At 52.4% G+C, this 12736-nt stretch carries 13 protein-coding genes; 1 reads left to right on the top strand and 12 read right to left on the bottom strand.

Going from position 1 to position 12736, the window contains the following annotated elements:
- The first annotated feature begins 222 nt into the window (after positions 1–222).
- On the top strand, positions 223–600 hold the full coding sequence (locus tag AC286M_RS22415) for a response regulator (RefSeq protein WP_488206502.1): 378 nt from the start codon (positions 223–225) through the stop codon (positions 598–600).
- A gap of 68 nt (positions 601–668) precedes the next feature.
- Here the strand turns inward: AC286M_RS22415 and AC286M_RS22410 are convergent, their stop codons facing one another.
- The 12 genes from AC286M_RS22410 to AC286M_RS22355 all read right to left on the bottom strand — a co-directional run bounded on the left by AC286M_RS22410 (position 669) and on the right by AC286M_RS22355 (position 12555).
- On the bottom strand, positions 669–1838 hold the full coding sequence (locus tag AC286M_RS22410) for a DegT/DnrJ/EryC1/StrS family aminotransferase (RefSeq protein WP_488206501.1): 1170 nt from the start codon (positions 1836–1838) through the stop codon (positions 669–671).
- Positions 1835–2923, bottom strand: coding sequence for a GNAT family N-acetyltransferase (locus tag AC286M_RS22405; RefSeq protein ID WP_488206500.1), 1089 nt, complete (start codon positions 2921–2923; stop codon positions 1835–1837). The genes AC286M_RS22410 and AC286M_RS22405 overlap by 4 nt, the downstream gene beginning before the upstream one ends.
- Before the next feature lie 81 nt (positions 2924–3004).
- A complete protein-coding gene (locus AC286M_RS22400) occupies positions 3005–4372 on the bottom strand; it encodes a cytochrome P450 (RefSeq protein WP_488206499.1) in 1368 nt (455 codons plus the stop codon).
- Positions 4373–4382: 10 nt separating this feature from the next.
- Positions 4383–5054 (bottom strand): PIG-L deacetylase family protein, encoded by a 672-nt coding sequence (locus AC286M_RS22395; RefSeq protein WP_488206498.1) that lies wholly within the window; start codon positions 5052–5054, stop codon positions 4383–4385.
- A 119-nt stretch (positions 5055–5173) separates the two neighbouring features.
- On the bottom strand, positions 5174–5890 hold the full coding sequence (locus AC286M_RS22390; protein WP_488206497.1) for a WbqC family protein: 717 nt from the start codon (positions 5888–5890) through the stop codon (positions 5174–5176).
- A 44-nt stretch (positions 5891–5934) separates the two neighbouring features.
- Positions 5935–6627: a sugar transferase gene (locus AC286M_RS22385; protein ID WP_488206496.1), complete on the bottom strand. Its 693-nt coding sequence runs from the start codon at positions 6625–6627 to the stop codon at positions 5935–5937.
- A 12-nt stretch (positions 6628–6639) separates the two neighbouring features.
- Positions 6640–7869: a glycosyltransferase family 4 protein gene (locus tag AC286M_RS22380; RefSeq protein ID WP_488206495.1), complete on the bottom strand. Its 1230-nt coding sequence runs from the start codon at positions 7867–7869 to the stop codon at positions 6640–6642.
- A gap of 541 nt (positions 7870–8410) precedes the next feature.
- Positions 8411–9910: an AGE family epimerase/isomerase gene (locus AC286M_RS22375; RefSeq protein ID WP_488206494.1), complete on the bottom strand. Its 1500-nt coding sequence runs from the start codon at positions 9908–9910 to the stop codon at positions 8411–8413.
- Between the two features lie 13 nt (positions 9911–9923).
- Positions 9924–11228 (bottom strand): glycosyltransferase family 4 protein, encoded by a 1305-nt coding sequence (locus AC286M_RS22370; RefSeq protein WP_488206493.1) that lies wholly within the window; start codon positions 11226–11228, stop codon positions 9924–9926.
- A gap of 68 nt (positions 11229–11296) precedes the next feature.
- Positions 11297–11725 (bottom strand): glycosyltransferase, encoded by a 429-nt coding sequence (locus AC286M_RS22365; RefSeq protein ID WP_488208860.1) that lies wholly within the window; start codon positions 11723–11725, stop codon positions 11297–11299.
- Positions 11726–11746: 21 nt separating this feature from the next.
- Entirely contained in the window at positions 11747–12313 is a 567-nt protein-coding gene (locus AC286M_RS22360) for a glycosyltransferase (RefSeq protein ID WP_488208859.1), read from the bottom strand.
- Positions 12247–12555 carry a hypothetical protein gene (locus AC286M_RS22355; RefSeq protein WP_488206492.1) on the bottom strand — a complete coding sequence of 103 codons (309 nt, stop codon included), beginning with the start codon at positions 12553–12555 and terminating at the stop codon, positions 12247–12249. The genes AC286M_RS22360 and AC286M_RS22355 overlap by 67 nt, the downstream gene beginning before the upstream one ends.
- Between the last annotated feature and the right edge of the window lie 181 nt (positions 12556–12736).

The following is a 12736-nucleotide window of genomic DNA, read 5'->3' as shown; positions in this document are numbered from 1 at the left end:
AATGATGCATTTTATTCATACAATTTACTGTTGAATGTATCGAATTAACTGTTGCTCAATCTCCTCACAATTATCTTACAGTTGATTTTATATTATTCTAATTATGTCCCACTATATACACTTTGCTCGGTTTACTTTAAATTCCAACTGTTTTTTGGCTGCATCGCGATAGTGATATGGCTTTGTTGATAAATAAACCTTTATCATGACCTTTTTGATACTGTGAAAACCGTTTTGATCATTGAAAGTGATTTAAGTTTCTGTAAACTATTATCTGAATGGATCAAAGCTGAAGGCTTCCATCCATTGGTTGCGGAGGACGCAGCTAGAGGCTTAATGGCTGCTAAGCAGTACCAACCTAATTTAGTGATTTGCACAGATAAAGATTCAACAGTCGATAGTATTAAGATATTGAAATCACTACGAAATGATCCTGCTACAGCCCAAATCCCCTGTTTTCTGCTGACTTCTGAAGTTGATGTTGATCATTTTTTTGCTGCTTTGAATGCTGGAGCGACTGGATTTTTAAAGCGGTCGTTAAATTGGCAAGATCTGCAGCATGCTTTGAAAGCTAAGGTACTTAGATCAGTAACAGCGTAATCCCTTCAAACATGTTTTACGGGGTCAACTCTCTGATGGAATTGACCCCGTAAAATCTACTGAGCTGTTTAAGCAACGAGTTCAGAACAGGACTGGCAGTGGATCTGGTAGATGATGTCAGTTACGCGGTCGATGTCGGCTGCGGTGAGACTGGAGCCGGAGGGGAGGCAGAGCCCTTGGTTAAAGAGGGATTCAGCAACGGCACCACCAATGCATTCACATTCAGCGAAGATGGGCTGGAGGTGCAGAGGTTTCCAGACCGGGCGTGACTCAATTTGGGCAGCGGCTAATGCGAGGCGAATTTGTTCGCGATCGCAACCCAATCCGTCTGGATTGACGGTCAGACAGGTTAACCAACGGGTACTGCGACCATAGTCAGCTTCTGGCATGAACTCAACGCCGGGTAAGCTATCCAGCCGCTCAGCGTAGTGTTCAAAGTTGCGGCGACGAGCATCTACGCGATCGCGCAGCACCTGGAGCTGGCCGCGGCCAATGCCCGCTAGCACGTTGCTCAGGCGATAGTTGTAGCCAATTTGGGCGTGCTGATAGTGAGGAGCCGGATCGCGGGCTTGAGTGGCGAGGAAGCGGGCCTGTTGAGCTAGTTTCGGGCAGTCTGTCACCAACATGCCGCCGCCGGAAGTGGTGATGATCTTATTACCGTTGAATGAAAAGATGCCCATGCGGCCAAAGGTGCCGGGGGAACGCCCTTTATAGGTTGCACCCAGCGATTCAGCGGCATCTTCGATTAGAGGAATTTCGTAGCGATCGCAGATGGCCAAAATGGGATCAATATCTGCGCTTTGGCCATAGAGATGCACCAGCACCACCGCTTTGGGTAATTTGCCCTGTTTCGCCCGCTGGTTGAGCGCCGCTTCGAGCAGTTCTGGATTCATGTTCCACGATCTGCGATCGCAATCCACAAATACTGGAGTAGCGCCCTGGTAAACAATGGGATTGGCCGTTGCGACAAAGGTGAGCGTCGAGCAAAAGACCTCATCGCCGGGGCCGACTTCGGCTAGCCGCAAGGCCAAGTGCAGTGCCGCTGTCCCGGAACAGACCGCCGCTCCATGTGCCGCACCGACGGTTTGACAGAATTCCGTTTCAAAGGCATCGACGTGGGGGCCGACGGGCGCAATCCAGTTGGTCTGAAACGCCTCGTTGACGAAGGCAAGCTCCTGCTCTCCCAGATGGGGTGGCGACAGCAGAATCGGTTTGGGCGAGGGTGGGGTTTGCATCATGGCTCTCCAATCGGGGCTCGGTAGGCTGGAAAATAGTGGGTTTGGTACAGAGTGTCAGGCGACAGGTCATGGATTTTGGCGCGCAGGTCAACCAGGCTGTGGTACTGATCCGCATCGGTAATCAGGCGCAGGGTGTAAAAGCGGTGCCGCTGCCGTGAAAACCCAGCTTTATAGCGAAACAGCGGATCTTGGGTCGCGCCAACGCCACCGCCCAAGTGCAGCCATCGGTGCCCTCTGTTCTTGGCCCAGAGCGCGACACAGTGGGTTTCTAAAGTACTAGGAGACGGCTTTAAGAAGGCGGTGCGGGTGCCGCCGAAGATGGCCTGCACAACGCCGTTCCACTCGGTATAGAGTCCAGCGGACGCTACTTCGCCGTCGCATTCAACCAAGCAAAGATGCAGGCGATCGCCCAGCAATCCCCCCAGTTCAGCAAAGTAGACTTCGTCAAACTCCAAATAGTGGTCGGCTGCACCCACTCGCGACATTGTCTCCATGTAGATGTCCACAAAGGTAGACAGCGCCTCGTGCCAGGGCACAATGCGAGCCGCCATCCCCTCGCGCTTCGCTCGGTTAATCCGGTTACGATGGTCGCTGCGCGTATGGCTCCAAATCTCTGATTCCGTTAACGCAAGATTGGCAGAAACCGTTTCACCTTGAAAACAGTACTCCTCTGCCGCTAAATCAAGCTCCAGGTCAGCATCCCAGATGGGATGGAGACGAAAAAAAGCTGAGCAAACGCCCCGCTCCCGCAGCCCTTGCTTTAACGTTTGTAACGCTTTAGCCATGAAGCCGGAACGCTCTTGGGCTGCCGAGTTCCGCAGAAAGCCAGGATAGCCATAGGGCGACACCACATCAAACACCTCAACCATGAGGCCATGATCAGCGAATAAACTGCGATCGCACCTCAGCAGATAAGGTAGCAGCATTACCGCATCACCCTCACGAATGAGAGCAGCTTCTGGCAAGGTGTGGGTACGCTGGGCTTCTAAGCTCAGATAGCTGGGTAAATGGTAGATATCATGCGGTGCGTCGCGGAGCAACGCGCACCATTGGGGATGATCGGGTGAGATAAAGTCGATCTGCATGGCATAGAAGGGAGATCTACAGGAGAAATGGGTAGGGGCGAATAATATGCACATTCGCCCCTGTACGGGTTTAACGATGGTTTAACGGGGAATCAGCTCCATTTGCAGGCTGGGTTTGGGGCGCAGAGAGAACGAGGGGCCGGGATAGGGAGTGACGGCCTGGTTCGGTAACGGATGGAGATAGAACCGTTGCCCAATTTCTGCCAGGAGTAGAACAGTTTCCATCATGGTGAGACCGCGCCCAATGCATGCTCGGGGGCCACCACCGAAGGGGTAGTAGGCATACTGAGGAATGCGCTTAGCGGCATCGGGATGCCAGCGATCGGGATTGAACTCGTGGGGTTGATCAAAGAAGCGGGCATCGTGATGCGTCACCCACTGACACATGACCACATTTTCGCCAGAGTGGATGGGGTGGCCGTCAATTTCGCAGTCTTGGGTGCAGACTCGGCCTGTGACCCAAGCCAGGGGATAGAGGCGCAGCGTTTCGGTGATGACCCATTCGGTATAGTTGAGCTGAGGCAGGTCAGCCATCATGGGCGATCGCCCATTCAGCACCGTCTGCCATTCCGCCACCAGCTTGGCTTCAACGTTAGGGTGCTGAGCGATCAGCCACCAGGCCCAGCCCAACACGTCCGACAGGGTATCATGGCCAATCACCACATTAACCAGCTCATCACGGATCTCGCGATCGCTCATGCCTGCTCCGGTTTCATCCCGCACTTGCAGGAGCTGGGTCAGCATTGAGCCATTGTCTGCCCCAGCACGACGCTGGCTGGCAATCAAATCGTATAGCAACGCGTCTAGATCCCGCACGGCCTGCTGATAGCGGCGATTACTGGGGGTAGGAAAATGCTCCGGTAAAAGGTAGAGGAGCCAGTTGCGATCGCGGTGATCATATTCAGCCAGCGCGGCAGTGAGCACGTTCTCGACAGCTGCAAAATGGGTGATACCCGCTTCGCCAAAGCAAATCTTGGCCACAATTTTGCGGGTGAGACGAGTGGTGCGATCGCGGATTGCCAGCCACTGTTCTGTCGGCCAGGTAGCCAGTTCAGCCTGGGCCATCTCTACGGCAATCTCCCCATAGGCTGCTAAATGCTGCCGCTGAAAAATGGGCTGCACTAACCGTCGCATCCGTCGCCAGAAGTCGCCCTCACTCACGGCTAATCCGTGACCAAACAGCGGGTCAAAAAAGCGAGATTCGCGTCCTTCCGCCCGTCCCATAAAGCACGAGCCGTGAGTCACGAAAACGGATTTGATCAGATCGGGATGGTTGAGAAAATACACTGGATGTGGCCCAAACCGCAGCCGCACAAAGTCGCCATATTCAGCGCAGTGGGCGTAAAAACTGAGCGGATGCAGGCGGTAGTCCAGAGCATGGCCAATGAGGGGATAGCCTTTGGGTTCAGGCAGGGAAGAAGAGGGCGGTTTAACAGTTGTAGTGGTCATGGGTCGATCCTCATAAAATTTGTCGGACGACGACAAAGGCTTCAGCCGCGACTAAGCCTGCGCTAGCTCCCCGCAGTTTCGCTAGGGCTTCTAATGCTTCTAAAGAGCGGGGATGGGGGAATTCTTTCAGCTCGGTGCTGTAGCAGGCCATCGCCTTGAGCTTGGTTGTTAGATAATGCTCAATATCGATAAAAACGGTGGGAGTAAATACGGTATCGGCCCGAGGCGGCGACCATTCTGTTTCCGACAGCGTCTCGTAGCAGAGCAGTTGCCGAACCGAACAGCCATTGATGGGGCGAGCGGCGACCAGAGTGGCCTGGTGCACCTGCTGGTGGTCAGCATGAATGTCGCCGTGGTGCGGTAGATAAACCGTATGGGGCTGAATCTGGCGAATGAGCTGGCTGATAGCATCCGCCAGCCGATGGCCAGGAATCGTGTCTAACCGAGGGGCCGGAAAGTCAAGATAGGTGGTGCTGGCAACGCCCAGCATTCGATGCGCGGCCTGCACTTCTTGACGGAAAGCATCTTCATCATCGTCGGGATACAGCTCTGGGTCGGCGCGGGTGACAACGGCAATGTGGACATCGTCACCGCAGTCCGTGTGACGTGCGATCGCACCGCCGCAGCCTAGCACCTCATCGTCGGGGTGGGGGGCAATGACTAAAATTTGCTTACCCATCATAAATGTGTTGGTAGAAAGTCAGCAGGTGAATGGCGTTTAAATTCTCTTTAAATTCTTTCGCCCTTTGTGGGGGAAGAAATCTAGATATGAGAGAAAAGATTTATCAGTTAGCTAAATGGCTAGACCGTCGCTAGGGTTGGGTATACAGCGATCTGATTGGCCAAAAACTGGCGGCTGTCAGGCCCGCAGCAAAACAGCACATCTAGAATAGACAGGTTAGGGATAAAGCCAACTTCGGGAAAAAGTTGGGGATAGGTAGGTGGCGTAAATTCTTGCCAAATGACTCGAATATTTGCCGCTTTAAACTCATCTAAATCCATATAGTTTTTGCCCCCGATTCCAGATAGATAGGTGTCCGCTTCAACTGCTTGACAGGCTTCAATCAAGCGCTGAGTTTTTTGGCCTGTAACAGGCAATTCTGATAGCTGAGCAATTGGAATTTCGATTTCTAGCTTTTGCATTGTCCAAATTAGCAAGGCCAGATTTAAATCATGCAAATGCTGCCAATCTTGAAACAAAATGTCCTGCAATTCTTGGGCATATTGCTCAAAATAAGGTGCGGGTGAATAGTTGGTGCAGATTGCGCCCCAGTGCTTTCTGGCCCAAGGAAAATCAGGATTAATTTTAACTTGGTTAATGAGCTGCTTTTGTCGATGGAGTACGGGGACTGTCAGCCACTGATCGCCTTGAGATGTCTTGATCTTGTTGCGGTGCTGTAGTCCCCGCCGCAGAAATTCAACGTTATCCATCGCGATAAAAATATCGGCTTGGGACAGCTTATGAAAAAAGCCAAGATAGGGAAAATATTGAGTTTGATGGATGGCAGCAATCGTCATTACTTGGGTTGCTCCTGGCGATTTTTGGGTAATTTATTAGCAATTTAATATTGAGATTCGCGGCCTCGTTCGGAGCCGTTTTCACCGTAGGCTCCTTCTTTTGTCAGCACAATAGGAATGGTTTTCAGCAAAATTAAGCAATCGAGCCAAATTGTCCAGTGTTCGATGTACCAAACATCTAAAGCAATGCGCTCATCAACGGTATTGAGCAACCCGCCCTGCACCGCTTCCCAGCCCGTGATGCCGGGAGGCACCAGCAGACGCCGCTTTTCCCAGTCTTGATAGGTTGCCAAAGAGGACATCAGGACAGGACGTGGGCCAACTAGGCTCATGTTGCCCCATAGGACGTTTAGCAGTTGGGGCAGCTCGTCGAGGTGATACTCCCGTAAAACCTTGCCCACTGCTGTGATGCGGGGATCACCTTTGAACGTATCCAGTCCCGTTCCCAGATTGACGGCACCGTCCACCATTGTCCGAAACTTATAGATTCGAAAGGGCTGACCATATCGCCCCAGCCGCTCTTGGATAAACAGAATAGGGCCAGGGGAACTAAGCCGAACTGCGATCGCAATGAGTACCAACAGGGGAGCGATCACGATCAGACCGATCCCGGCTAGCAGGATGTCAAACAGGCGCTTCATCGCCAGATGGAAGCGGATATTTGGGCGATCGCTGAGATAGCGCCGTTCGGCTTGTCGCCACTGTGCCAGTGACCAAATCGTTGAAGGGGTATACATTTTAGGGTCTCCTTAGACCATGGACGTTGCCGTCGGAACTGCCGTGGTGCTGGGCGAGGTTTGCTCCTGAGCGGCTGGTTCTGGAAAAGTAATGCCGAGACTGCGATAGGCATCGGCCAACCGCTGGAAGACAAAATGTTCGTCATATTCGGCTTCAATACGATCTCGACTGGCTTGACCAAAGCGCTGCCGCATGGCTGGATTAGCTACCAGCGTTGCTAGCGCCTGGGCGAGCTGTTCACTATCATGAGGCGGCACGATAAAACCATTTTGGTCGGGGATAACGGCTTCCCGACAGCCGCGAATATCAGTTGTGACAACGGGTAGCCCCATCGCCATTGCTTCCAAAATGGAGCGGGGCAAGCCTTCGCCAAAATAGGTCGGTAAGGTAAAGATATCCATTAGCCCCAGTAGATCAGGAACGTCGTCACGAAATCCAGTAAAGATAATGCGATCGCAAATTCCTAGCTGAACCGCTCGATTGAGCAGTTCAGCCTCAAAGGGCTCTGGATCGGTTTTGAGTTCGCTGCCCACAATCAGCAACCGCACACGCGGAAACTGCGAAACCAGTTGGGCAAAGGCTTCAATCAGGTAGGCAAAGCCTTTTTCGCGGGTTAAGCGACCAATGGTGCCGATGATCGGGCCATCGTCCGGTAAGATGCCTAGTGACTGCCGCAACTGTTGCTGTCGCTCTGGATCAAGCCGCTGCTGGCTGAACCGCTGGCTGTCGATGCCATTATTGAGATGCCGCACCTTATCGGCTGGACATAGCCCTAAGCGGGAACTGTTGATCCAGTCCTCATAGCTTTGGGTTAATAGGAGGTCAGTTAGGCTGGCGCAGCCCTTCTCAATACTGAAATACAGCCAATATTTGGCGGGCGATAGCTGCTCGTGGAACGGATAGCCGTGGGCTGTGTAGACAATGCGCGGTACTCCAGCTAGCTTGGCGGCGATTCGCCCCACTACAGCCGCGATTGAGGTATGCACATGCACCAAGTCGTATTGCTCGCGCCGCATAAGCTGAAACAACTTGATCAAGCTCACTAAATTGCTTAACGGCGCAATTCGCCGATCGATTTGCACCGGATGAACGGTATAGCCCCGATCACTCAAGTCGGCAGCAGCGGCATCTGGTGAGCAGGCAATGTGAACCTCTAAACCCTGCGATCGCAGATTATCAATTTGTGGAAGCAGCAATATACGAGCTGTCACTCCAATGGCACAAACATGTAAAATCTTCATTTTAAGAATATCTAATAGCCGTAAAGTTGCATTGAGTCTCGCATTCAGTCCTACATTCAGTAATTGATGCTCACTATTAAGCTAATGAATGGATTGATGAATCTCTAATTATCTAGCCGATTAAAAATGTCTACTGCGAACCTGTTGTTCTTATGCTTACTAGTTGGCGGCAGAACCTTTTCTTTATATGAAGCCTGGTTGAAAAACATGATTTATTTTTGTAAAACGTTTGCAGAGCAAACGTTTTACAAAAATAAATTGGGTTCTTATATACAGACTTGATATTACAGAGCAGCAAGCTGAATCAGCGAATTAATCAGCTTTATATCTGATGTCAGAGCGAATTATTTATTAGTCAAAAACACTTTAGTAATGTAAGCGAATCTAGGATTTAGATCTTGCCATTTTGCCTTCTAATCTACTTAGATATGGAACAAAAATGGATCATATTTTTGCGTATTTTTAGGGGCGAATGGCCATATAGCCCTTCGGGCATGGCTTCGCTAACGCCTTTACGTAGGGCAAATAGACGGATATGAAATTAGCGAGTGATGACCCCGTAGGAACCGCTGGGCATGTAGACAATGACTTCCGTAGTCGATGGGGTTGCTTGCAGGATAGTTTCCCCAGCCTGATTGATGTGTAGCGATGCATTGGGCTGAGAGAGTGACAGTTCCACGCGGCTGATCGGCTGTCGAGCCAGTGCCAGCTTTAAAAACGCATGGCCAGCTTGGCCGCTTTCTAAGCGCATCACCGATGGCCCTTGCTGCAAAATGGCTCGTCCCAAGCTTTCAGCCGCCGTGAGAAATGTGCGATCGCGGCTGGCCTCGTAAGCTTCGACCAGGATATCCAAAAAGATGGTTTGTTGGGCATCTAAACCCGCTTCACTGTCCCAGTCACCTCGACGGATGGCTGCTGGTGCTAATCCCTGCTGCCCCATCTGCACCAAATTGTTCCAGGCTAGCTTCAGCCGCTCCAGATACGCGACATCACCCGTCACCTCGTAAGCTTTTACCAGCATGTAGAGAGTATTATATTTGCCGTCGCCGTAGAGCGTATCGACTGCGGGTGTACCATCCGGATTGAGCTTTCGGACAAAGTGGCCCCACTGTGGGTTCCAGGCTTGCTCAAACCAGAGATCGGTCACGGCCATCGCCCAATCGCGGTATTCAAGCTGGCCTGTGAGCTGGTAGAGGTCAAACAGGCGACGGACAAAGTACAGCGTATCCGTATCGCTAGAGGGTTCGTCGGGGCGCTCTAGGGCTTGCGTGAGCACAAACTGTTCATGCAGAATCGGCAGTTCTGAATGCATGGGGTGCTGCCGGACAAACTGTAATTTTTCGTCAGCCCATTGCTCAAACTGCGGGTCGCTAGTCTGTTGCGATAGCTGAGCCATGCCCCAGGCTACCTCGCCGTAGTCCTGAGTCAGCGTTAGGGAACTGCGGGAGGCCAGATCGCCAGCTACATCCACCCAACCCCATAGACCATTAGGTTTTCCAGCCTCATCAGGAACATTGAACTGCTCAATAGTGCTGTGGGCCAGCTCAATGCACTGATTTTGAAATCTGCGATCGCGGTTAAACCAGTTGCAAAATTCCATCGCTCTGGCAATCAAGCTGACGGGTTGTTTGCCGCCAGAGGTTAAGTTGGCTTCCGCTGGATCGCTAGGATTACCGGGAATGGGCGCATCGTAGGCATAGGGAATCAAGCCACTATCGGGATGACGAGCCGCAAAGAAGGCTGTGGCGAAGTCGGCCATTAGCGCATCGGCAGGTTCATAGCCTAGCGCTTGTAGCTCAGGCGGCAAATAGGCATCCAGATATCCGCGGACTAAATCTGGGTTGTCTGCCTGGATGCCGTTCCAGTACTCATTCAGCAGCTTAAACGCAGCGATTAGAAACTCATCCCCTGCCGCGTAGTATGTCACGGATGTTCCATCCGGGCGTTGCCAAAGTGTTTGCGCCTGAGCGTTGACGGTAGGATTCACAGGCGGCCACAGCCCTACGAAAAGTGCGATCGCACATGCTACGCCACCCAACATTAACGGGCGCAGTTTACGTTGTATAGCCCAAAACCTCATCTGCCTCTGCCTCAGAGTAAGCAAACTTGTCTCCTGCCAGCTCTCGATAAACCTGCAGGATGCCAGCCACATGGGCTTCTGTAGAAAACTGTTGCTGCACCAGTTCGCGACCGACTTGACCCATCTGCGATCGCAAGTCAGCATTGGCTAAGAGCTGCTCTAGGGCATCGGCCAGTGCCAGCGCATTCCCAGGGGGCACGACGTAGCCGTTCACGCGGTCAATGATCTGCTCCCGTACGCCGGCAATGTCTGTCCCAACTACGGGCAATCCGAAGTACATCGCTTCTAAATGGGTGCGGGGAAATCCTTCGTTCCCCTTCACCTCAACGGTTTTGTCGTTGTATTTCAGCACTTCGCGCGTTACGGAGGGCAGTACCTCAATATCAGCGGCCTGATAGAAAGGGAACGGGTTCGACTGCCAGCCAGTCAGGGTAACGTTATGAATGCCAAGGGTTTGCAGCTTTGCCATCAGAAAATTGGCATAGTCTTGATATTCCGGTTCGATATCACCGACGCAAAATACTGCCAGCCGATCGCCCCAACCCCGCCGATTGAGTTCGGTCACCGCATCCAGCAGGTGATGCTGTCCTTTGAATGGCACCACCGACGCAAAACAGGCCACAATCAGCGTCCCTTGTGCCTTGAGCGACTGAAGCCAGGGGATGGGCTGCCCTGGCTGCTCAATCTTGCGAACGCCGTTGTAGATCGTGATCGCCTTCGTTTGAGCGGCAGGGCTGAGATCCAGCTGAATCGCATCACACACTGTAATAATGCGATGCGTCATCTGCTCAAAATACCACTGCGAAATGTCGTGAAAGGGGATCTGTACCCGCATGTGACCCACAACGGGGCAACCCCACAGCCGCGCGGCGGCCCCAATCATCAAGTTGCCACGACTACAGTTGACGTGGACAATATCTGGCTGCCATTCCCGCATCAGCGCTAGACAGTGTAGGGTGTAGGGCAGCAGCTCGGTAACGGTGACTTGAATGCGCTTGCGCCATGTCCAGCTCAGCATCACTTTACCAAACTGATTGAGTGACTGTCCTGGCGGCATAACGACAACCTCAATACCCGCTTGGCGAAAGGCGTCTGCGGCTCGTCCTTCCCCAGCCATCACGACTAGGGGCGTTACCGTGGCGGGCAAATGGGTAATCAGTTCAAACAAACTACGATTGGCTCCTGCCATCCGCTGAAAATAGGCGATGTAGTAGAGCACTCGCAGGGGGCGTCGCTGCGGCGGAGCAGAGCCAGCGGCATCCTGGGATTGAGATTTCATAGATGGAGAATTGAGGACTTGCATATTACACGGAGACTTGACTAAACGGTTGTGGCTGAGAGGGGATATCAAGCTAATACCTGCCGAAAAACTTGCCCATAATTGGCGGCAATGGTTGAGGAGTGGAACGCTTGCGATCGCATTAGCCCTCGTCGGGCTAGAGTCTCCTGTAGTTCTGGATCTTGCAGCACCTTGAGGAGTTGTCTCGCGAGCGAATCAACATCCCCCGGCAGCGCCAACAGACCATTTTTACCCTGCTCCAGAATTTCGGCAGGCCCGTGCGGACAGTCGGTGGCCACCACGGGCACTCCACAGGCCATTGCTTCAACGATCACATTGCCAAACCCTTCGTATATTGACGACAGCACAAACACATCGGCAGCAGCCATGTACTGATAGGGATTGGCTTGAAAGCCCAAGAACTTAACCGCGCGAGTCAGCCCCAGAGTTGTGATTTGCTGCTCTAGCATGGGCCGCAGTGGCCCCTCGCCCAGAATCCACAGTGTAGCTGGAATGCTCTACCGCACTTTTACCAATGCTTTCAGCAGATAGGGATATCCTTTTTGGGGGTGCAATCGGCCACAGGCGACAATTACGGGCTGATGGGCAGAGCGCTGCATCAGGATAGACGTTTCGGCTGATCCTTTCAGTACGGCATCGTCAACCCCCGCGTTGTAGATAATATCGATGGGGGGCTGTGATGCGGATCGGGTGCTATTAATTGAGGGTTGCCCCATTAGCGATCGCAGTTCTTCCGCTACGCCGCTGGATAGGGCAACCACCTGATCGGCTTTGGGATATAACTTTGCCATCAGGAGCAGCATCAGTTGATCCAGCGGATGCCAACGACGGTGATACCTAGAATATGGCGAGTTCTGCACACAGATAATCAGCTTGGGCTGTGGCTTTACCCCTTGGCAGGCGCGAATAGCAGCCAGATTAGCGTGACCCTGTAGTGAGCAGACAATGTCAGGCCGCTCGGCCTGGATTAGCTGTCGCAGTGGCTTGATCGCTCGCATCATGCGAAGGGTACTGGATGGTATCCCGACTGGATTAAGGGCGTAGACTGTAACATCCTCAGCCAGGGCTGTTTCGTAGCTCCCCCCTGCTGCGCAACGGCTACTAATGGCTGGAACCCCTGTCGATCCAGGGCATTGAGAATACGCAAAAGATGCATTTCAGCGCCACCGCTGCCCAAGGACGGCGTGAAAAATAGCATCTTGATACGAGGCGGACGAGTCTGATCAATATTTTGAGTTTGAATGGCTGGTAGAGGCGAGGACTCGTTGCTGGGCAAGCCCTCTGCGGATCGGGGCAACATACTCATAGCTTTGCCTATGATGAATGAGCAATGAACAAACAAATTGAATTAATATTCCGTACCTGTAGGGGCGAATGGCATTCGCCCCCCCATAACGTCAATGGTTTTATCTGTAGGGGCCGAATGGTATTCGCCCTCCCATAAGATCAATGGTTTTAGAAATATTCCGTACCTGTAAGGGCAAATG

The organism is Thainema salinarum CENA647 (assembly GCF_057732415.1).
The sequence above is the reverse complement of the archived record's forward strand: the minus strand, read 5'-3'. Positions and strand labels throughout refer to the sequence as shown.